The sequence below is a fragment of the Bradyrhizobium sp. CCBAU 11434 genome, assembly GCF_028128895.1.
Lineage (GTDB): Bacteria > Pseudomonadota > Alphaproteobacteria > Rhizobiales > Xanthobacteraceae > Bradyrhizobium > Bradyrhizobium zhengyangense.
This window is the reverse complement of sequence record NZ_LBJX01000006.1, coordinates 1,853-21,114: the sequence shown is the minus strand read 5'-3', so window position 1 is coordinate 21,114 and position 19,262 is coordinate 1,853. Positions and strand designations below refer to the sequence as shown.

General features: G+C 58.5%; 22 protein-coding genes and 2 pseudogenes. 6 read left to right on the top strand and 18 right to left on the bottom strand.

Annotated elements, in window-relative coordinates:
* Positions 1-96: 96 nt before the first annotated feature.
* The 5 genes and pseudogenes from XI06_RS07355 to XI06_RS07335 form a co-directional block, all read right to left on the bottom strand.
* Positions 97-918, bottom strand: a complete 822-nt coding sequence (locus XI06_RS07355) for an alpha/beta fold hydrolase (RefSeq protein WP_333909314.1) — start codon at positions 916-918, stop codon at positions 97-99.
* 186 nt (positions 919-1,104) lie between these two features.
* Positions 1,105-2,337 (bottom strand): FAD-dependent oxidoreductase, encoded by a 1,233-nt coding sequence (locus XI06_RS07350; RefSeq protein ID WP_237891955.1) that lies wholly within the window; start codon positions 2,335-2,337, stop codon positions 1,105-1,107.
* Positions 2,338-3,368: 1,031 nt separating this feature from the next.
* Complete coding sequence (locus XI06_RS43450) at positions 3,369-3,524, bottom strand: hypothetical protein (protein ID WP_333909312.1); 156 nt, start codon at positions 3,522-3,524, stop codon at positions 3,369-3,371.
* Between the two features lie 606 nt (positions 3,525-4,130).
* On the bottom strand, positions 4,131-4,478 hold the full coding sequence (locus tag XI06_RS07340) for a PilZ domain-containing protein (RefSeq protein ID WP_333909311.1): 348 nt from the start codon (positions 4,476-4,478) through the stop codon (positions 4,131-4,133).
* Between the two features lie 372 nt (positions 4,479-4,850).
* Positions 4,851-5,101: pseudogene (locus XI06_RS07335) on the bottom strand (transposase); the annotation flags it as partial.
* On the opposite strand from XI06_RS07335, the pseudogene XI06_RS07330 reads away from it, so the two are divergent.
* A pseudogene (locus XI06_RS07330) lies at positions 5,101-5,391 on the top strand (IS66 family transposase); the annotation flags it as partial. The pseudogenes XI06_RS07335 and XI06_RS07330 overlap by 1 nt on opposite strands.
* A gap of 380 nt (positions 5,392-5,771) precedes the next feature.
* Here the strand turns inward: XI06_RS07330 and XI06_RS07325 are convergent.
* The 6 genes from XI06_RS07325 to XI06_RS07305 all read right to left on the bottom strand — a co-directional run bounded on the left by XI06_RS07325 (position 5,772) and on the right by XI06_RS07305 (position 9,855).
* Positions 5,772-5,963, bottom strand: coding sequence for a hypothetical protein (locus XI06_RS07325; protein ID WP_237874244.1), 192 nt, complete (start codon positions 5,961-5,963; stop codon positions 5,772-5,774).
* Positions 5,950-6,246: an addiction module antidote protein gene (locus XI06_RS43445; RefSeq protein WP_333909310.1), complete on the bottom strand. Its 297-nt coding sequence runs from the start codon at positions 6,244-6,246 to the stop codon at positions 5,950-5,952. The genes XI06_RS07325 and XI06_RS43445 overlap by 14 nt, the downstream gene beginning before the upstream one ends.
* Positions 6,247-6,312: 66 nt before the next feature.
* Positions 6,313-7,101 carry an outer membrane protein gene (locus XI06_RS07320; protein ID WP_237892138.1) on the bottom strand — a complete coding sequence of 263 codons (789 nt, stop codon included), beginning with the start codon at positions 7,099-7,101 and terminating at the stop codon, positions 6,313-6,315.
* 369 nt (positions 7,102-7,470) lie between these two features.
* Positions 7,471-7,764 carry a hypothetical protein gene (locus tag XI06_RS07315; protein ID WP_237874246.1) on the bottom strand — a complete coding sequence of 98 codons (294 nt, stop codon included), beginning with the start codon at positions 7,762-7,764 and terminating at the stop codon, positions 7,471-7,473.
* A gap of 347 nt (positions 7,765-8,111) precedes the next feature.
* Positions 8,112-8,360: a hypothetical protein gene (locus XI06_RS07310; protein WP_237874247.1), complete on the bottom strand. Its 249-nt coding sequence runs from the start codon at positions 8,358-8,360 to the stop codon at positions 8,112-8,114.
* Positions 8,361-9,222: 862 nt separating this feature from the next.
* Positions 9,223-9,855, bottom strand: coding sequence for an ATP-dependent DNA ligase (locus XI06_RS07305; RefSeq protein ID WP_237874249.1), 633 nt, complete (start codon positions 9,853-9,855; stop codon positions 9,223-9,225).
* A gap of 202 nt (positions 9,856-10,057) precedes the next feature.
* On the opposite strand from XI06_RS07305, the gene XI06_RS07300 reads away from it, so the two are divergent.
* Complete coding sequence (locus XI06_RS07300) at positions 10,058-11,038, top strand: ABC transporter substrate-binding protein (RefSeq protein ID WP_237874250.1); 981 nt, start codon at positions 10,058-10,060, stop codon at positions 11,036-11,038.
* Between the two features lie 95 nt (positions 11,039-11,133).
* On the opposite strand, the gene XI06_RS07295 is transcribed toward XI06_RS07300, so the two are convergent.
* The 5 genes from XI06_RS07295 to XI06_RS07275 form a co-directional block, all read right to left on the bottom strand.
* Complete coding sequence (locus XI06_RS07295) at positions 11,134-11,304, bottom strand: hypothetical protein (RefSeq protein WP_237874251.1); 171 nt, start codon at positions 11,302-11,304, stop codon at positions 11,134-11,136.
* A gap of 358 nt (positions 11,305-11,662) precedes the next feature.
* Complete coding sequence (locus XI06_RS07290; protein ID WP_271604948.1) at positions 11,663-11,785, bottom strand: hypothetical protein; 123 nt, start codon at positions 11,783-11,785, stop codon at positions 11,663-11,665.
* A 22-nt stretch (positions 11,786-11,807) separates the two neighbouring features.
* Positions 11,808-12,269: a hypothetical protein gene (locus tag XI06_RS07285; RefSeq protein ID WP_237874252.1), complete on the bottom strand. Its 462-nt coding sequence runs from the start codon at positions 12,267-12,269 to the stop codon at positions 11,808-11,810.
* A gap of 835 nt (positions 12,270-13,104) precedes the next feature.
* Positions 13,105-13,419, bottom strand: a complete 315-nt coding sequence (locus XI06_RS07280; RefSeq protein ID WP_237874253.1) for a hypothetical protein — start codon at positions 13,417-13,419, stop codon at positions 13,105-13,107.
* Positions 13,420-13,432: 13 nt separating this feature from the next.
* A complete protein-coding gene (locus tag XI06_RS07275) occupies positions 13,433-13,741 on the bottom strand; it encodes a PilZ domain-containing protein (protein ID WP_237874254.1) in 309 nt (102 codons plus the stop codon).
* A gap of 905 nt (positions 13,742-14,646) precedes the next feature.
* Here XI06_RS07275 and XI06_RS07270 point away from each other — a divergent pair.
* The 4 genes from XI06_RS07270 to XI06_RS07255 all read left to right on the top strand — a co-directional run bounded on the left by XI06_RS07270 (position 14,647) and on the right by XI06_RS07255 (position 16,607).
* Positions 14,647-15,696 carry an HD-GYP domain-containing protein gene (locus XI06_RS07270; protein ID WP_237874256.1) on the top strand — a complete coding sequence of 350 codons (1,050 nt, stop codon included), beginning with the start codon at positions 14,647-14,649 and terminating at the stop codon, positions 15,694-15,696.
* A gap of 19 nt (positions 15,697-15,715) precedes the next feature.
* Positions 15,716-15,850, top strand: a complete 135-nt coding sequence (locus XI06_RS07265; protein WP_271604952.1) for a hypothetical protein — start codon at positions 15,716-15,718, stop codon at positions 15,848-15,850.
* A 244-nt stretch (positions 15,851-16,094) separates the two neighbouring features.
* A complete protein-coding gene (locus XI06_RS07260; RefSeq protein WP_237874257.1) occupies positions 16,095-16,328 on the top strand; it encodes a hypothetical protein in 234 nt (77 codons plus the stop codon).
* Between the two features lie 12 nt (positions 16,329-16,340).
* On the top strand, positions 16,341-16,607 hold the full coding sequence (locus XI06_RS07255) for a PilZ domain-containing protein (protein WP_237874258.1): 267 nt from the start codon (positions 16,341-16,343) through the stop codon (positions 16,605-16,607).
* A gap of 166 nt (positions 16,608-16,773) precedes the next feature.
* Here XI06_RS07255 and XI06_RS07250 read toward each other — a convergent pair whose 3' ends face one another.
* Both XI06_RS07250 and XI06_RS07245 read right to left on the bottom strand, forming a co-directional pair.
* The gene (locus tag XI06_RS07250) at positions 16,774-17,703 is read right to left on the bottom strand and encodes an HpcH/HpaI aldolase/citrate lyase family protein (RefSeq protein ID WP_237874259.1); all 930 of its coding nucleotides are present in this window, start codon (positions 17,701-17,703) and stop codon (positions 16,774-16,776) included.
* On the bottom strand, positions 17,700-18,866 hold the full coding sequence (locus tag XI06_RS07245; protein WP_237874260.1) for a CaiB/BaiF CoA transferase family protein: 1,167 nt from the start codon (positions 18,864-18,866) through the stop codon (positions 17,700-17,702). The genes XI06_RS07250 and XI06_RS07245 overlap by 4 nt, the downstream gene beginning before the upstream one ends.
* Positions 18,867-19,262: the final 396 nt, after the last annotated feature.

The window sequence follows — 19,262 nt, the reverse complement described above, 5'->3', positions numbered from 1 at the left end:
CGGATCTCGGCTTGGGGCTACATCGCCGCGCGATACAATGGTCCGGAACCGGCCCCATGTGCAGCGCCAAAAAAGTCTGTTGTTTCTGACGTCGCGCTAGAGGCTCTTGAGGAGCGTGATCAACAAGTCGTTGACAACCGACGCACGTTCCCGCTGAACCCAGTGCCCAGCGCCTTCAAGAATATGACAACCCCGCAACCCGGGCAGCGTGTTTTTAAAATTGGCAATCTGCGCCCGCGAGTTGGGAAATTTAAGCACGTCGTCGCGCGACCCCGCAATGAACATCGACGGCTGTTGAATGACAACGCCGCGCCACGGCGCGAGCAATTCCCATGAACGGGTGATATTGCGGTACCAGTTCAGGCCGCCGCGAAAGCCCGTACGGGAAAATTCCGCCACATAGTAGGCAATGTCTTCAGGCGTTAGCCACGACGGTAGGAACTCCGGTTCGCTGAGGTCATCGAGGAAGCTCCTGCCGGGTTGCAGCACCCCGAATGCGATACGATCCGGACCGTCTCCCGAACCGTTGAAATTAATGCGTCTGATCGAAGTCGCGACATCGCGCTCCAGCTCCTTCTCTGCCACGCCGGGGGTCTGGAAATATTGCATATAGAACGTCTCAATGCCTGCTTTCTTCAGACCATCCAGAAGGTTTACAGGCCCAGGGGGCGAGAACGGCACGCTCATCCCAACCACGGCCCGGAAAACATCAGGCCGCAGCATCGCCGCGTTCCAAGCAGCGGGTGCGCCCCAGTCGTGACCGACGATCACGGCCTGGTTTTCGCCAAGGTGTTTGACGAGCTCCACCATGTCTCCCACCACATGGAGCAGCGTGTAGGCGGTGGGATCTTCCGGCGCGGTGGTGCCGCCATAAACACGCATGTCAGGCGCTATGGCGCGATAGCCAGCTTTCGCCAGCGCGGCGAGCTGCGACCGCTAGGAGATCCACAGCTCAGGGAAACCATGGCACAGTAGGACAAGGGGGCCGCTCCCCTGCAGGGCCACCTGCATACGCAGACCGTTAACGTCAAGAGTTTGCAGCGTGGGCTCGGTCATGATCGCTCACCATAGTTGGAAATCCGTCGCGATGAATCGGCTAATGCTTTACGGAGCAATCAGCCTCTCGATCGTCTCCGGCGTATAGGCTTCTGTAGACAATCGCTCGGGGCCGATCACTGCGGCAGGCAACGGCGAAAGCTGGCGTTCGAGCATCCTGTCGCCGACCCTGGCCCGACGCAGCCTCGCCTCCTCGCCGAATTCGACCCGTATCTTCGTTGCCAGGCCGGCCGTAATGCGCAGACGGCGCATTCTTTCCCGCCGTTCATCGACGTAAGGCTCAAAGCCAGCGCGGTCCCAATCCTTTTCCGAAAGCAGAATATCGGACACGATACGGACATCCCTGGCGGCGATTGACAGGCCCTGTCCTGTGATCGGATCGTTGTGGCCGGCGGCATCCCCGATGAGTACGACGCCGGGCAGTGTCGGATCGTCGATCCAGTGATCCTCGTTTGAATAGGAATGGAACGGACTGACGGGCCTGCCGCCCAGTATCGCGTCTGCATAGGGCAAACACTTCAGCCGGAACGCCTGCAACAGCCGAGCCTCCCTGTCCGGCCCCGCAAACCTATGTCGATCGGCAAAATCATAGCAAGCGTAGAGGCGAACCATGTCTTTGCCTTGCGGAAAGACGAAGTAGTGCAGCCTGTCTTCAGTCCCGATCGCCTGGACCTGACGCGGCCAATCGGGAACGTTTGCGACTAGCATCCCGCCTAAAAGGTTATGCGGCTCGTTCGCCAGAACGGAAAAGCCGAGTCGCTTTCGCAGGCTGGAGTTACGCCCGTCCGCGCCTATGACGAGGCGAGGGCTCAGCTGTACCGCCGTGCCATTCGACGAGAATGAGACGGTTGGCCGGGCGCCAGCTGTTACCTCGACATCCTTAACGCCACTCACGACCTTCGCGCCCGCCGCCCTCGCAGCCGCTGCGAAAGCGATGCACATGGTCGGATGACCGATGCAGAGAGGCCTTGGAAGATCGGGCGGTAGCCTCGAGAAATCCAAGGCACGTTGCTCGGCGGCACCTCCGGGCCAGTTCTCATCGTAGGGCACGTTGCGCTCTACCGGAATTGCTCCGTTGGCGCGCAGGAGATCAAAAAGCCCAAGCCTTGCGAATTCGGCAACGCCCCAGGGAGCAATCCATTCTCCGCGCACCCGGTCGGGGTAGGTTGTCTCCCGCTCCAATATGGAGACCTCTAGCCCGTTTTTCGCGAGCACCGTCGCCATGGTGCCCCCCGCAATTCCGCCGCCCACAATCACGACATCAGGCGTCACATTGGTCATGCAAATCCCTCAATCAAAAATAAGAAAATAACTTGTCGACATGATCATCTCTGACCAGGAATGGCAAACGCTCCCAGGCGACCGCCCGCCGATGGGATTGCTGATTGTTCGGCGGCGGCGCCGCAACAGGTCACAACGCGACGGTATAACATTGCCAGCGGGGCGACACGAACCTAGCTCAGCCCATCATCATGAAGACTCGCGGGTAGGCCGCTCTGAGGTCAGCCGGCAGGCATGGTTCATGGTGCGATGGCCTGCTCGACACTTAAGCTCTGCGGCGTCAGCTTCATGACCTATCGGCAGAAGAACGCGGCGCTCACAACAGCCTGATCAGCGCATCCAATCTCAATGGAGACCGCCTTCGGGCGGCCCTTTTTGTTGTGTGCCGAGTATGAACGACAGGAAGTCTTCCATCCAGCCTGAAGGCAGCGAAGGATTCGGTAGCGATGCGTTGTAGTGCGCCACTGAATTTCATGCGTTACACGAAGTCTGCAGGTCGCGTGCCGCGAGCTTCTTCGTACATGAAGTCACTTTCGGCCACCGACCATGGTACGACAGGACACTCTGGATGGCTACGAAAAATGCCTGTGCCAGGCGGTCGAGAGGACCAGGCTGGCCCACTCTTTCGCGGAGCAGCCATTCAAGAACCGCCACTTCCTGAGCGGCCACGGTCATACCTTGTCCGAACGCAGGATTGAATCGGCGGACGACATCGGCGGTTGGAAGAACGCCGTGCGGAAAGACGTTCATTGCCTCGAAGCGTCGACGCCGGCTGCTGGGAAAGGCAAAGCTTCGGCAGCCCCACCACTACCTGCACCGAACAGCCGCGGCCACGTCAGCATAACGGCCGCGATATCCCATGCCGCCGCGCCGTCGACGAAATCGCCCGCGCCGCGTGGAGGCTCTCAAGCACGATCTTCAGCTACTCGTCGTCGGTCCAATGGCGGCGACGGCCGGTCTCAACGACCTCGAGCCGCTCAATCTGAGTACTGAACTTATGGCTGTCCATAAGTGCTGTTACGACAATCCGCTTAGCCCACAAGACGGCCCTCACTGGGAGGCAGACCGCGCATCTTCAACGGTAGCTGGCGCAGATCCTTGTCGCCGAGCGCGATGATGTCGAAGGCGTAGAGCTGCGCCTCCTCGTCGTGCCGGCGTCGAATGCAGAGCGTTGAAATCGGACACACCGTCGACGCCGAGCACCACGGCCTCGCCGTCGATGATGAATTGCTGCTCTCGGTTCTTCAGTGCGGCCTCAGTAGTCCAGGGGGAAACGGCTGATCCAGTTGTGGCCGCCCTTGCTGATCAGGCGCACGTCGCGGCCGCTGCGCTCGGCGCGCATGCGATAACCGTGATTTCGTGGATCCAGTCGGGGCCATCAGGTACGGCCTTGGCGGCCGTGGGGCAGGCAGAACTCTAATCGCTTAAGCATGATCGACCGATAGGCACAACGCGCCAAAGCGGGTCCTTTGTGCCGTCAGGCCCGATACTTCTTCGCAAACTCGCTCTCAGGATAGTGCTCCATCGCCGCCAGCGCGGGCCATTTCTTGTTTCGGCGACGAAGCCGTTCATGTCGTCACCGAGCATGACCCTGAAGCCTGCATCCCAAAACGCGGCGATCGTGTAGTCGATCTCGCTGTCATACCGGTCCTGTAGGATGACTGGTTGGGCGATGTCCCGCGTCGCCTCCACTACCTCTTCGTTATCAGGGACTGTCAGCAGAGCATCGATGCGGCCTTTGCCTCCAGCTCCTCGGGCTCGAGGTGCCGGGAAAGGATGTGGAGTACACGTGGTCAGGCCGACAACTGAAAACACGAGGATTCGGCGGAATCAAAGGCGATCCCGATCCGCTTGTCCGAACGCCACACCGCTCGACAGAGCCGGTGCAATTGTGCCGTCGGGATACTCAGCATGAACTCGTGCGGAATACCAATTTGACTTGGGACATCCAGATTGGCCCCACAGTCCGAGAGGTCACGAACGACGCAGCTGAAGGCGCCCCCCGGGAATTCGATCATCGCGGCTTTGAAGACGCGCCGCCGGCGTACGTGGCGTTTTTCCATGCCAGTAAAACTACGGGCAACAGATGAGTAATTGCTGAAACTTGTTGGAGAAAGTCCCGCTCGAATCGTCGGAAGCAATTAGGGATCCGTTAATCAATCGCCGCCAAGCCGAACGCGAACGATGCGCCGCCGACGATAACCAGGGTGCTCCACGGCCCCACGTCAACCAAGCGCCGAGAAGTGCAGGCACTAAGCCGAATAGAGCAATCGCGCTCGCAATCTTGTTTTGTATCGACAATGGCACGCCCCGAGCTTCCTGGAAGCCTGAACATACGCGCAATTCACTGATTCCCGGGAGGTCCTCCACGGGCACAACCGGCAGTAGCTCGCGCGAAGGCGCCGCTCATCCCTTGAGACTGCTGGTTCACGCGGGCGGGCCTGCCTCGCGCCGCGAAATCTAGACCCGATAGCAAAAGGCCCGCCGGTTGGCGGGCCTAAAGCGTGATGGCATTAAGTTCGATAGCCTGAATTTTTGAGGTAGTTGGCACATTCCTCTGGGGTGAAGGCATCGAGTGCGTGTCCGACTGCGGCGTAGACAGCGTCGACGGTCGCGCGGCCGCTTTGCGAAGCAGGTGCTTGAGCTTGGCAAAGACTTGTTCGATCGGGTTCAGGTCGGGTGAGTATTTTAGCAGGAAGAAGAGCTTGGCGCCGACCGAACGGATGAGCTGTCGCACTGCTTTGCTCCTATGGCTGCCGAGGTTATGCACTCAATCATTGGCAAGGGCTGACCCGCTTCCTCGAAGACGGACGTCTCGAGCTCGACACCAAGCCGGTCGAGAACGCCATCCGGCCAGTCTGTTTGACGAGGAAAAACGCTCTCTTCGCCGGTCATGAAATCGGGGCAGAAAACTGGGCCTTGCTCGCGTCGATCGTCGCCACCTGCAAGCTCAACGACGTCAATCCGGCCGCCTACATCGCGGAAACACTCGAGGCGATCATCGACGGCTATCCCCACAGCAGAATCGGTGACCTTATGCCGTGGCGCTTCCGTAACCCGGCCGCCTTCATTCTGATCACATCGCGCACACGGCGCATCGCAAGCCTCTCCGTCGGCAGCCAGGGTCCCCCTTCGCAAAGCCGAAAGGGGTGACCCTATGGGAGCCAGAAGAGGCCTCGTCACCCCGGGTTCGCCCTTGCGATACCCGGGCGACATCATCCCGGAACGGTGGGCGACATCGTCTCGGAATGGGTGGGCGACTTCAAATCGGAATAGTGGGCGAGATCATCTCGGAATCCTGGGCGACATCGATCGGAATCCGCACTCAGGGTGTGGCGGGTATGAGCCGGGGGCCGCTCCGCTGGCCTGGCGATGGGCCAGCGAGAATCAGAAGCCTCGGGGGCAGCCTTCGTTCCTGTGAAATTTACGGGTGGTCAGCGCGACATGAGATTGTCGCAAGGCGACAACAGCCGGACATTGGTCCCGCTCTCGTGCAGTTCCACCCAGCCCATTTCGATCGCGTATTCGATGCCGGCGCCGAACTCGGCACCGCTGGCCTTGAGCGTGAAGGGACGCCGGTTTCTCTCTCGCTTCGCTCGAGTCGAGGTCTCTCTAAGCGTCGGCAATTCTCCGGTGCCGCTGCCGCTTGGGCGTCACCTTGAGCTGCAAGCCCATCGCCGTGAGCACAGCGAGAAGAGTTGTAAAATTCGGAAGCGTTGTACGGCCTTTGAATGCACGATAGATGCTCTGCCGCTCTAGCCCGGTCTCCCTCGCCATTTCGGCGATGTTGAAGTCCACAAGAGCCGTTCCAATCGCTCTGCAAATTGCGTTGGGGTCAGCTGAGGCGAGCGCCTTGTTTAGCTCGTTAGCCAATTTTGGAGGGATAATTGGTCGGTATGTTTTCGTCATATAAAATCGCCCAAAAAGAAAAGGCCGGCTCAAGAAGCCGGCCTCGTTTATCTCAATAGGAATTGCTCAGTACTTTGCGAGCAACGGGCCGCCGAACCTATAGTTCAGGCGCACGAGGCCCATGTCAACGTCTTGGCGGATGCGGTCGGTCTGGAATGCCACCGCTATAGTCGTCGGCGTCGTGAGAGTTCGGGTCAGATCACCGAGGAAGATGTGGTCATACTCGACGCCGACCGACCAGTTCGGCGCGAAGCTGTACTCCAGTCCAGCGCCGACGGTGCCACCCCAACGATTCTCACGAGCGGCAGAAGCCAGCAGGGTGCCTGCACCAGGTGTGCCCGCAGCGGCGTAGATGTCGAACTTGGTGCTGACTACCGCGCCGCCACCCTTCACGTAAAGCAACACGTTGTTCCAAGCGTAGCCGACCTGGCCCGTGATCAGACCAAAGGCATCGATGCGGGTGCGGTTGCGATCACCAGTTACAAGTGCCGAGCCTGGAAATGCGGTGCTGATATTGTCTCCGCGGAAGTCGGCCCAGTTGCCCTGACCTTCGAGGCCGAACACCCACTGCGCCGATTGCCAGCGATAGCCGATCTGGCCACCCGCCGTGCCGCCGGTTGCGTTGTGGCAGCCTTCACCGACCAGCGTACCGGTCACAGGCGTGACGAAGTCCCAGCAGGTATGGCTTGAGCCGCCCCCGCCGTTGATGCCCATATAGAAGCCGCTCCAATCGTACATCGCGGCAACCATCGGCGGCGCCTTGGTGTAGGGCCGAGCCGCGAGGTCGGCCGCGCTGGCAGGTGCCGCTATCCCGAGTGCTAATGTTCCGGCCGCAGCCACGATAAATTTTTTCATTCGAGCCTCCGCAGCAATTACGAGTCAAGGAATCCGCGTCTAACGCCCCGCTGCCAACTTATAGTAGGTCCGATTTGGGCACGTTGCTGTAGCTGGCCAGCCACACCCGCCAGTAAAGCAAGCAAAAAATTCTTGATGCTTGTTAAGTACTTGGAACCTAAAGCCTGGTGGCGAGCGTAGCGAAATGAGCGGTAACCTGACGTCAATCGCCTCGCTTCATAATCGATTTATCGCGGGTTGGGTGACAAGGACCGCGGTACGCATGGGCATGGGGAGAACCCGCTAGCTGTCGAGGCCGGCGGGTTTTCTTTTGCTGCCGCTCGTTGACAGCGCTTGGTCCGATCTAGGCAGTCGAGCGATTCCGCATTCTTAATTGACGGGTCTCGGCAGTATTGCCTTCTCGGTGCTGTTGCTGCCGGCGACAATGTTGGACCCGCGCATGCCGCAACTTATGCAGACGAACTGTGGCTCAAGCTGAGAAATCCTGATCCCGTCCGGCCATTGATCGACGTACGCGGCTGGCAGCTTGATGATATGGCTGCAGCGATAGTCCTGGCAAAACACGATCAGATCGCGCACGCCCGTCGACCGCAGATCGCCCAGCGTGATCTTGAGCTGGCGGCCGTCAGGTTCGGTGCGGTCTTTGCGTCGAGGGCGGGCCATGTCGCAGTCGAAACGCGCTGTCGGCGAGAGGCAAATTGTCAATCGGTGGTGGCCCGGAAGGCGGGCAAGCTACTGCGCGTCGTAGCTCAATTAGGCGAGTTTTCGTCGGCGTACCCTCTACGAGAACGGAGCTTGATTCGTCATGCTGGAAACCGTTCTCTTATTGCTCGGAATGGCGGCCGTCGCCTTTCTGCTGATCGCGTTCTGGGGCTTGCACAAACAAATATAAGCTGTCCCGAGAATCGCTTTTACTTCAGCTTAGCCAAACCTAACGGGGAATGGTTAGGCCCAGCGCGCGATTTCCGGACAAGAACCGCGCTGGTTCACTCTCGCATGCGTTTGCCCGTTCAGTGCAGCGTAGTTTGGACTGGTGCGCTAGGAAGCCGCAACCGCGCCTTGCAAGCATCGATTTCGGATTGATCTGGCGCAGGAAGCGCAGCGACGTTATCCAGCGCCTCGATCAATTCCGGCAACCAAGCAGCGCTCGTGACCGCGGTGCTCGAAGGTGGGCTGCTGGCCGCTCCCTGGGCCTTCATGCCGGTAACCGAGGCTGAAATGACCTCGCCGTAGATCGCGTCCAAAAGCATGCTCAACATGATCGCCATCCCCATTATTGATTGGCAATCAGGGTACGCGCGCATTGTTTCAAAGCTGCTTCGCCGCTCGGGGAATTGGCTTCGTGGCGAGCGAAACACAAAAATCCACCGCCTGAAGCCTCACGGGTGGTCAGATCGGCGCCGTGTCTTCGGGAGGAGGGGCATCTGTCGACCGTACCCGGTGCCGGGGGGCCTCGTATTCCCAGCCTCGGGGCATGTCCTGGCTGGGGCTCTGTGATCCAAGCATCAGGAGCGAACAGCATGTCAGACAAATCCGCAAATTCTAGCCGTTCTGCGCGGGACCCACAAAGAGGCATCGCGGCAGCGACGGCAATCGGCATGAATGCCTTGAAACCAATTATGCACTTTCAGGTCTCAATGCTGAGGATGTAGGCCGATAGTATTAAGAGGTTCGCGGGCAATTACAAAAAGGGATCGGAAGAAACCGCGACCGCCGTGGAGGAGCACTCAGACAAGGAACGCGCCGCGTAAATCAACGCGAATGTTACGTGAAGTCCGCTGGGATGGTCCGCCCGTGCTCCTACCCCGCCAGCAAGCGAAGCTGGCAAGGGGCGCCAAAGACAAGGAGCACGTCATGTCTCAGACACTCAATACCGCGATCGCCGTGATCGGCATCGATATCGACAAGAATTCGTTCCACGTCGTGGGCCACGATGCGCTCATTCGACGATAGTCACCGTCGCTGCGTCTGGACGCTGGGTCCGTCAACGTCCACCCGGATCGGGGCCATCAATGTGCTCGTTTCCACTGACGATAACTTTGCTTCGGTGCCGCTCTTGGAAGTTCAGCCAGAGCAGACCGAGACCAGCGACGATAAAGAAGACTGTCAATAGGTCAAGGATCACGCAAACGCCTCCATCACCCGCGTCATCGCCGGGTGCGTCCGGTTCTTCACCTTCATCCAGTGCCTCGATCGTCCTGCCTGATAGGGCCGGTCGCGCCGCTTGCTGACGATACCCTCAATCCCGAACTCGCAGGCTTTGCGAAACAACTCCGGCCCGAACTCGCCGGCCTCGAACGGCGCGACGAATATGCCGTCCGGCGGCCGGGCAAGCAGCCGCTGCAGGTTGGTCTTCCGCAGGTGGAGCGGCAGGCCGCGCAGGTGGTCTCCGTCCACGGCGAGGACATTGAAGGCGTAGAGCTGGACCTCCTGATCGTGCTTCCAACTGTGCAAGGCATTGAAGTCGGACACGCGATCGGCGCCGAGCACGACGGCCTCGCCGTCGATCGCGAATTTCTTGGTTCGGTTCTTCAGGGCCGCTTCCACGATCCACGGGAACCGCTTGGTCCAGTCGTTGCCGCCGCGCGTGATCAGGCGTACGCGGCCATGGTCGCGGATGCACAGCAGCCGATAGCCGTCCGATTTGATCTCGTGGAGATAGTCCGGGCCGGTCGGCACCATCTTCGCCACGGTCGGCAGGCATAGCTCGAACGTGCTGCGCATGGCCGGGATGTGGGTATAGTCGGCCAACATTGCGAGTCAGGAACAGCCGGCAATATCAGCCGTGACCGAAGAGTCCGGTCTGGGACTCTAACCGGCCTTCTCCAAGCCGGCCTGCAAACCGCCTTGTGACCCAACTCGGAAGTCGGCAGCGACCAAACATATTTCGCTCGATAGCTACCGCACCTGCTAAGTTTAGACGGATACACTGACCGTTCCTACCTTGGAGGCGGACATGCGACGACGGGAGTTTCTTGCTCTTGTAAGCTGCGTGGCAGCAGCTTGCCCCCTTGCTGCGCGTGCTCAGACCGCGAGGGTTTATCGCGTTGGGACGCTCACTGCCGGCCCCCCAATCTCTCCTGCGGCGGACCGTGGTAAGGTCTTCTTCAACGAACTGGCGAAACGTGGCTATGTGGTTGGACACAATTTGGTCCACGAGGCGCGTGGCGCCTCGGGCAAGCTTGAGTTGGTGCCGAAGCTAATGCAGGAGCTGAAGGCGGCGGGCGTGGACGTTGTTGTCACTATCAGCTATCCGGCAGCATCCGCGGCCAAAGTATCGGGCGTTCCGACAGTGCTCGCGTCCGGCTCTGGCGATCCGGTCAAGACCGGGTTGGTCGAAAGTCTCGCGCATCCGGGCGGAAACGTGACCGGCATAGCGGATGACGCATCGACACTTTCCACCAAACGCCTTTCTTTGCTGACGGCCTTGTTGCCCAGACTTCACCGCGTCGCGATGATTTGGAATAAGGATGATCTCGGCATGTCGATGCGTTACGAGACATCAGCAAAGGCTGCGCAGGGCGTTGGAATTACGGTTCAGCCGCTTGGCGTTCGGGAACCTGATGACTTCAATGAAGCTTTCGAGGCGATGACGCGCGATCCGCCCGACGCCATTTTGATGGTTTCGGACTCACTGACCCTACTCAACCGCAAGCGAGTGATCGACTATGCTGCCACACACCGGCTGCCGGCGATCTACGAAGCAGACTCGATCGTTCGTGACGGCGGCTTGATGTCCTATGGAGCCGATTCAAGCGAATCCTTCGAACGCGCTGCAGCGATGGTCGATCGCATTTTCAAGGGTACGACGCCAGCCGATCTCCCAGTAGAACAGCCAACACGCTACCAGTTCGTCATCAATCTAAAGACTGCGAAGTCGATAGGGCTCGAAATTCCATCGACACTGGCGGCGCTCGCGGACGAAGTGATCGAATAGGGCAGCGACTTCGGTTCTTGGCCCGTCGCGCCTGAGCACGTCTGCTTTTGATCCGCTTCTCGGGGCAAAGCGGGCGAGAGCTGCAGCTCTCAGGGTCAAGCGAGAGAGTTTGTCTGCGTCAGCCGCAGAAGCTTCCTCGACTCGTGCAGCTCGATCCAATCGCGCTCCTGGGCGAGCGTGATGCCCGCGCGAAATTCCTCAGAAACAAGCGGCCATAGGAACAGTCGTTCCAGATCAGTCTTCATTTGATCGACGTCAACGGACACCGGCGGCCCCCATCGTGATCATTCGATGATGACCCCCGTCCGACAAACGCCCCCGCGCCGAAACCCAAGCCCGTGCCCAAGCCGCGCGAGTGACTGATGGACGAGGCGCTGCGGAACATCGCGGCATACGCCGACGATCTGCGGGAGCTGATCAGGAAGCTAAAGGAACGGCTGCATTGATGCCATAGAGCGCGATCGTGCGTGTCTGTGTTTATCTTCGAGGGACGACCGCCCCCAGCCACTGATGCGTCAGCCATTAATGACTGAAGCGGACTTGCGGATCGCGCTAAGAAGTTTTGCTCTGAGAATTATCTTTACTGTCGGTTGCAGTGATCTACAGCCCGGCATTGTTCAAAGCTTACACGATGAGCTTTGCAAGAACTTTCGCCTGCTCGATCCCGAATTGCTTTTCAGGGCTGTCCTTCATCGCATCACAAATCGCTGTCGTAATAATCGCGTTCACTTGGTGCGGGTCATCCATGTGTCTGGTGCAGGTGGCGCGCTCAAGTACATGGCGGAGACAGGTTCATCTTTCTAAGTAAAGGGTACAGTCCGTCTGAACGGCAGTCTTTCGCTTCTACGATCTGGCGCGCGTTTGCATCAGCGGCTCGCTTGCTCAACTGCGAAGTGCCAGGGTTAGCAGTAGAGTGATTCACTTTCTTCAGCTTGAGATCGGTGGGATCGTGCCAGTGCCGGGACACGATTCTAGGCTCTTCGCTCGGCCTGTCTGCGTTGGCCTGAACGGTCCGCTGATGCTGCGGGAAAAGAGGATGCAACTGGTCCGCATTCAGAACATCCATATCGCTGATCTGTCTGATGGTGATCGGCAGACGATCGGCTCTGGTACCAACCGCGACCGGAAATCCCAGCTGTTTACTAGGCTTCGGCGCAGTGTCCCGCGCTAACGGTCCGATCGCACCTGCCCCGGCCAAGAAGAGTACGCCCAGCGCCATGGTACGGATCACGGTGGTTCTCCCGGTATCGCTAGCTGGGAGCGTCTTAGCCGATTGAGCTGAGATTATGGCGTTGTACAGGGCCTGAGCGCGGTGCAGGTAATTCGTAAATTGCTAGGCGAGCGCTGCTCCGTTGCTGGAACGCTGAAAACGATAGGCCCGGTCCGGGGCTGGTTGGACTTTGACCGTTCTTCCCTAGACTTGGGCGCTTGTGCATCCCATAGCCGACGGATGCTAGGACATTTTTCCTCTCGTAATGAAGTCGGTAGAACTATTGATTTTCCCTGGGACGTTGCCGTGCCATCAGGCGGCGAGCACGCGCTGATCCTGCTCCGCCGCCGTCCCCACGATCCGCCGCGCTCGGCGGCGGGCCGCTCCAGAAGCCTCGACGCCACTCAGTCCCGATAACGGCAGAATTCGTCGCCGTTATCATATTCAAAGCAAATCTTTACACGACGGTGGGGCCGATCCTTGTCCTGGATGACAATCATCGCTTGTCAAATCGGTAGAGGTCGTCGTTGATGGACGACAAAGTCAAAGTCAGATGCCCGTTCTGCACTAAGCTGTTCAACGACGATCACTGAGGGTGCGTGACGGCCATCAGATCAACTGCCATCAGCGTGTGCCGCCTCATTACCTTCACGAAGGATACGGAAGACCCCTTCATGCGGCGGGCCTTGAAAGCGGCGCGAGAGATAAGAGCCGCAATTGACGCAGAAAAGCTCGCACGTCTGCGGGCGTCATCGGACTATTCGCAAGACCAGTGACACAATCTACTTAGGGTTTTCGGCTGTAAGGGATCCCATAGCGCGCACTCACCTGCGAGCAGATGACGCGAGTTTCGATGTCACCAGCGCAAATAGCTGATTGTTTTTAAGATGTCTTGCAGTTTGTCAGTGATATCTCTTTCAGATCCACAATCGGCAAGAAGATGTTGTAGCTCGCTGATATCATCGTCGAAGGCCATCGCGAGCAGCGCGCCCTGTTGTCCTGTTAGCGGGTCGGGCCCGATCCGAGCCAACTTGCGGATCAACAAATCATAAGCATCTCGCATATCCGCAACGTTAACTGTCCTCCACTCGCGGTCGATTGTTGCCTCTGTTGCGCAGTGCGTCATGCAATCCAACATCGCGGATATAAATCTTCGCATGTCATTTTGCATACCCCACGTCCTATTACGAACCAATGACCACCCGTTGACCACTTCTGTTTGTCTTGGCGCCGACAAACCGAACACCAACACGGCTCCCGTCAACCCAAATCAGTTCGCACCGTCGAAATGCCAGTCCTGTAGACGATAACACCAGAAAGAATTCCTGTGCCTTCAGCGGCTCGACTGACCCATCGACCTCAAGCTGGGCGCCCGTCGTTGAAGCGTCGAGAAGGACGCAGCTTCGCTGCCATGTCCCGTCCACGCCCATGATCCTGACGGTATGCTTATGGTCAAACCGGATACGTTCCGATTTTCGATTGCTTCCGAGCATTTGCAATTCTCAGCCAATTATCCATTCTTGAATGAGTGCGGCGCCTCCTTGCGCGCCGCTTCCGTGAACACTTGAGCCTCGCAACGCGCACAAGGATTGAAATAGAACCTTGCGAGCGCTAGGCGCAGGACCGCTACGAGCGCAGCTCCGAACTGCTGAGTTCGAAATGACCTTTGCCGGAAATTGGTGCTCCGGCAGTCCCTTTCAACGATTAAAATCCGATGAACGCAGTTTCACACAAATTATTTAAGAGAAAGTTGTGCGATTGCATCACGAGAACGTGCGCCGTATGAGTTGCACACAAATACGGGCGCGGATGGTTCATGTCTGTACAGCCGGAGATTGATTCGCTGCCTCACCCGTGCACTCGGATTGTTTGCCAGCGCAACCGCGCGAGCCTTGGTGGGGGACCTTTGCTGCTCCCTCATCCAACCTTAAAAGGCATCTTGTCCCGTGTGCTGCGGGCTGCCGGATAGTCCGACGTGACTTCGGTGCTGGCTTGGTGCGGATGCATGAAAACAGGCATCGGCGGCGAGCTGCCGACGTAGCGATAGACTGCGCGGGAGAGCGCCCCGCTGGCGGCTTGGGGCTGGTGACGCTGCAGGGCTTCACCTACGCCACCGCGATCTACTCGACTTCGATCATCTTTGGGGATCGTAAGCTGCGGACGTAACAACCTAGGGTGTGCGGGACGGTTGCTCGACGCTCTCCAGCTTGGTAAAATTTTTAACGCAACTATTTACTTGAAAATTCCGCTTCAGCGCTAGGAGTGATCTCACGCCTGCTGTCGATTCCGTGAATCTCGCTCTTCTCTTAGTCAGGTGCGTCGAGCGCACAACGGGCTTCCAACCCATCCGAAGTATCCAGCCATCGACCGCTATTTGAGGACTAACCGGAAGCTGATCATGCGAGTCCACCTCATTGGCGACACCCTTGGCAAGCTCTCAAGATTGCGCGCGAGTCTTACTTCGGAATACACTCTTAGCTCCGAACTATTAGGCGGGGGGGCTCTACAAATTGCGGCAGTCGATGCCATAGTCATCGACGCGGATATGCGCAACCTGGAAAGCATTTCCGCTCTCAAGGAACGGGCAGCAAGGCTAAACCAGGTTCGTCGGCGCGTGTTTTTGGTCGAGCAAACCAGAAGGCTCTCGATAGCGCAGGCCTACGCGCTTGGAGCGACTCAGGTTCTTCCCAGCACGCTCACGCCTGCGCAGCTGATGGCTGAATTGGACCAGTCGAGGTCATCGCCTATCGAGATCGGTGCAACTAGGATGGGCGTGCGGGTCGTGACCGCGGCGGGAGCCTCGAGCATAGCATCGATGTTCCAGGCGGTGTTGAGAGGTGGGGCGGTCGATGTCGACGAAGCAAGAGATGCGGGCAAAAAGATCGCAGACAGTATTGCCGAGCATGGCCTGTCGAATTGGCTCGAATCCGTTCGGCGTCATCATGAGGGGACTTATCAGCATTGTCTCCTGGTAACAGGCGTTGCCGTCGATTTCGGCTTGAGCCTGGGTTTGAAACAGATTGACATGGAAAGGTTATACACAGCCGCTATGTTTCACGACATCGGCAAGGCCGCTATTCCGCTTTCAATTCTCGACAAACCGGGTCGCCTCGACGGGGGCGAACGCGACCTGATTGAGACTCACCCGGTGGCTGGTTACGAAGCCCTCAAAGACAACGCAGGTATCTCGCCAGAAGTACTCGATGCAGTCCGTCACCATCATGAATATCTCGACGGCAGCGGGTATCCCGACGGGCTGTCCGCACACAGCATCTCCGATATCGTTCGGTTGCTGACGATTTGCGATATCTTTGCTGCGCTGATCGAACATCGACCATACCGTTCCACCATGTCACGTGAGGACGCCTATGGTATTGTCAGCGGCATGGACGGCAAGCTGGAGAAGCCGCTGGTTGGTGCCTTCAGAGAGGTAGCTCTAACGAGGTAAGGAGCAGGATAGAGACCATATGACACACGATTGGCATATTGTCTTGGCCGAAGTGCTGGCCAAGGGCAAGACCGATACGGCACGGTGCTGGATCGACGTCCGGGACGACCGGCCGTTTGGCGGCGCCGGGCCGCCGGCGGCGATGTTCTACTAGAACTCATCGAAGCGACCATCGGTCGACTTCTTCCATAACAAGGCATAGGTAATTTAGAAATTCTTCCATAACGTCCAATATCCGAATCTTCCCGGGACTGACATTTCGCAGCCTGATGTCGCGAACACCCATTGTTCGGGTTTCGAGCGGTTAATCCTCCGGCGGACCATCGTAACCATTTCGCAGCTAACTTCCGGCAAGCTTGCGGCTTTCCCCGGCAAAGCCGCCGGGTGCGAGGATTGCCATGACCCCAAAATTCGAAGCCGAAGTAGCGCAACTTGCGCGGGAAATCAAAGCTAGAAGACGGTATATCGATGACCAAGGCGCGCTGATCGATGTCCTTGAGCGTGACGGACACGACGTGCTCGAACAACGCAACGCCCTCGCAAAAGAGCGCTCGGATCTCGCCGTGCGGATCGCACGACACTTTCGGCTGTTAGAGCAAATCGCGAGCGATGATCTGCCGGTGCGCGGATGAGGAGGTGACCTCATGGAGGAGCGTCGCGAAGTAGAGCGTACAAACGTCGACGAGATCGCTTACATCTCGGGTGACGGCGCCAGCCTACGTTGCCGCGTGTTCAACATCTCGGATAAAGGTGCGGCAATTGAGCTCCCGACAAAGCAGCATATGAGGTCAATTTTCCAATTGATGTTTGAAAAGGATCGCAGCGTTAGAGACTGCCGCCTGGTCTGGTCGAGTGGCAATCGTGTCGGTGTCGTCTTCGTAGACAAACCCGCCGAGGAGGGCGCTGCTTGACCGTTGTCCGAGCGGCATCATTTCGCTTTTCGCGTTTCGCGTTGGATAATTGCGATAGAGCGTAGTGCTGGTGCATGACAGCGTCGGCTAGCGGCTCGTTTCTGCATAACCTCGAATACGCGCATCCCGCTTCAGGAGCGTTTCGCCTCCCAAACAAGCATCCATCCTAGGTCCCCATTTTGATGATCCTCTGCGCCATTCGGACATTGGCGTAATCGATCATCTTTTCGTCCAAGGTAACAGCCCCCGTTCCGCGCGCCTCGGCTTGGGCCATCGCCTCGACGATCCTCCGGGCGCACGTTAGTTCGTCATCGGATGGCCGGAAGGCGTTTAGCGTCGGTTCGATCTGGCTCGGATGGATCACCTGCTTGCCGTCGAAGCCCATCGCCGCCGCCTTCAGTGCGCTGCTTGCGGTCATCTTGGCATCGCGAAAAGCGCCGCACGGACCGTCGACGGCACGGAGCCCGAACGCCCGTGCCGCTACCAGAACGCGCATCATGGGGTAGGCAAAGAGATCTAACGGCACGTTTGGATAGCCGCTCTGAGCGGAGCCCACGTGGCGATAGCCCTCTGGCGAAGCCCCGATCCCCGAGGATCGCGCTCCAATCGAGGCCGCGAAATCCCCAACGCCGAGATGAAGGGCCCCCACGCTTGAGTGAGAAGCGGCGAGCAGGTCGACATTAACAAGTCCCAGCGCCGTTTCGATCAGTAATTCGAGCTCGATGGGCTTCGCGCGATCCGGGGCCGCGGCTCGCAACCCATCCGCTATCCCGCAAATGTCGCTCGCCCGCTCGGCCTTCGGCACGATCACCGAATCCAGTCTGGGAAGCGCCGCCAATGCGCGGATTTCGCGCTCGATGAATGGGCTGTCGACCCGGTTTAGGCGCACCGCGACGAGTTTCTCTTCCCAATTTAGGGAGGTCAACGAACGGACGGCCTCGTCCAACGCTGTTTTCTTTTCGGACGGCGGGACGGCGTCCTCAAGATCCATGAAGACCGCATCTGCCGCCGAATCGGCTGCTTTAACGACCATCTCGGAACGATGTGCAGGCACGGCCAAATACGCGCGGGTTGGACGCTGATCGTGATTCGTCACGTCTTCTCCCCAAGGCCAAGTTCGGCGAGAATGGATCGATTGTGCTGTCCGACCGCCGGTACGGGATCTATCCGAGGTGAGAAGCCGGGAATGGTGAGAGCTGGCAGGAAGCTCATCACTGGACCGCACTCGGTCTCCACAGTTCGAACCCGGCCACGATTCCGAAGCTGTTCGTGCTGAAGGAAGGATTCGACGGAATTCATTCTTGCGTTGGCGATCGACGCCTCATCGAGCAACCGCAGCACCTCCTCGCTGGTCTTGGAAGCAAAACGTTCCTCGATGTGCCGCTGCAGCGCGTCCCGATTCTGCATGCGGAGCGGATTGGTGCAGTACAGCGGATGGTCTGCCAAGCCCGGGTCTCCTAAGACTAGGGAGCACAGAGCCTTCCATTCCCTGTCGTTCTGAATTCCGAAGAAGATCGTCTTGCCATCCCCGACCCGGAACGGACCATACGGCGCGATAGTCGCGTGCTTTGCCCCCGTCCTGGGAAGCGGTGCTCCGGTGCTGTGCGTATAATAGGCCGGATAGCTCATCCAATCCGCGATCGAATCGAACAAAGACGCCTGAAAAGCAGTGCCCTTGCCGGTCTTCTCCCGCCGGTACAGAGCCATCAGAACCCCGTTGAGAATGTACATGCCGGTCGCGATGTCCACGACGGACAGTCCGACCTTCGCGGGCTCAGCTTCTGTACCATTTACTGCGAGCACACCAGCCTCGCATTGAACCAAGAGGTCGTAAGCCTTCTTGTCGCTGTAGGGACCATCGGACCCATACCCTGAAACGTCGCAGGCGATAAGGCGGGGAAACCTCCGCAAAAGCGTTGCTGAGTCCAACCCCAGTCGGTTTGCAGCGCCTGGGGCGAGGTTCTGAACGAAGACATCTGCTCTCGGAAGCAAGGCGTCGAGAACCTCTTTGCCTTGCGGGCTTTTGATGTCGATTGCGAGACTTTCCTTGGACCTGTTGGTCCAGACGAACTGGCTCGATATGCCATTCATCACATGGTCGTAGTCCCGGCAGAAATCTCCCTCACCCGGTCGCTCGATCTTGATGACGCGCGCTCCCCAGTCCGCAAGATGCCGACTGGCGAGAGGGGCTGCTATCGCCTGTTCGAGGGAGACAACGGTCACCCCCGACAGCGGCAAATCCGCGTCATTTCTATCCATGCTGAAGCCTCACCTTCTGTATTCGTGCTTCAGCCTATCCAATCCCGCGCGGGCAGCAAGCTATCGATTATGACCACACTGGTGATGGGCTCGCCGGGCGCGCGCGGCTGCCTTACCGATTGAGTGCCTTGGTCGCCTCGCGCTTGAAGAGCGGAGGGCTTGGTGCCTAAAGGAGAGAGATCTCCAAACGGAAGGGCGGACGTGCCAATCGTGTTGTATCGCTGGCTCAAGCAAGCTGACGCTTTGTGAAGTGCCTCACAAAGGAACCGTCCAGCCAGTCATTGCGCGAATCGCTGGGGTTGTTGACAGAAGTGATGCGGTAAGATTTGATATCTCTCTAAATTGCCGGTGTTTTTTCAGCGTCCTTTTTCATCCGAAGCTATCTCGACTGCGCTG

Bases quoted from the DNA above. Each gene is read 5' to 3' on its own strand.
- XI06_RS07350 (WP_237891955.1), bottom strand. From the start codon at position 2,337: ATGACCAATGTGACGCCTGATGTCGTGATTGTGGGCGGCGGAATTGCG.
- XI06_RS43445 (WP_333909310.1), bottom strand. From the start codon at position 6,246: ATGACGAAAACATACCGACCAATTATCCCTCCAAAATTGGCTAACGAG.
- XI06_RS07320 (WP_237892138.1), bottom strand. From the start codon at position 7,101: ATGAAAAAATTTATCGTGGCTGCGGCCGGAACATTAGCACTCGGGATA.
- XI06_RS07315 (WP_237874246.1), bottom strand. From the start codon at position 7,764: ATGGCCCGCCCTCGACGCAAAGACCGCACCGAACCTGACGGCCGCCAG.
- XI06_RS07310 (WP_237874247.1), bottom strand. From the start codon at position 8,360: ATGTTGAGCATGCTTTTGGACGCGATCTACGGCGAGGTCATTTCAGCC.
- XI06_RS07305 (WP_237874249.1), bottom strand. From the start codon at position 9,855: ATGTTGGCCGACTATACCCACATCCCGGCCATGCGCAGCACGTTCGAG.
- XI06_RS07300 (WP_237874250.1), top strand. From the start codon at position 10,058: ATGCGACGACGGGAGTTTCTTGCTCTTGTAAGCTGCGTGGCAGCAGCT.
- XI06_RS07290 (WP_271604948.1), bottom strand. From the start codon at position 11,785: ATGGATGACCCGCACCAAGTGAACGCGATTATTACGACAGCGATTTGT.
- XI06_RS07280 (WP_237874253.1), bottom strand. From the start codon at position 13,419: ATGCAAAATGACATGCGAAGATTTATATCCGCGATGTTGGATTGCATG.
- XI06_RS07275 (WP_237874254.1), bottom strand. From the start codon at position 13,741: ATGCTCGGAAGCAATCGAAAATCGGAACGTATCCGGTTTGACCATAAG.
- XI06_RS07270 (WP_237874256.1), top strand. From the start codon at position 14,647: ATGCGAGTCCACCTCATTGGCGACACCCTTGGCAAGCTCTCAAGATTG.
- XI06_RS07265 (WP_271604952.1), top strand. From the start codon at position 15,716: ATGACACACGATTGGCATATTGTCTTGGCCGAAGTGCTGGCCAAGGGC.
- XI06_RS07260 (WP_237874257.1), top strand. From the start codon at position 16,095: ATGACCCCAAAATTCGAAGCCGAAGTAGCGCAACTTGCGCGGGAAATC.
- XI06_RS07255 (WP_237874258.1), top strand. From the start codon at position 16,341: ATGGAGGAGCGTCGCGAAGTAGAGCGTACAAACGTCGACGAGATCGCT.
- XI06_RS07245 (WP_237874260.1), bottom strand. From the start codon at position 18,866: ATGGATAGAAATGACGCGGATTTGCCGCTGTCGGGGGTGACCGTTGTC.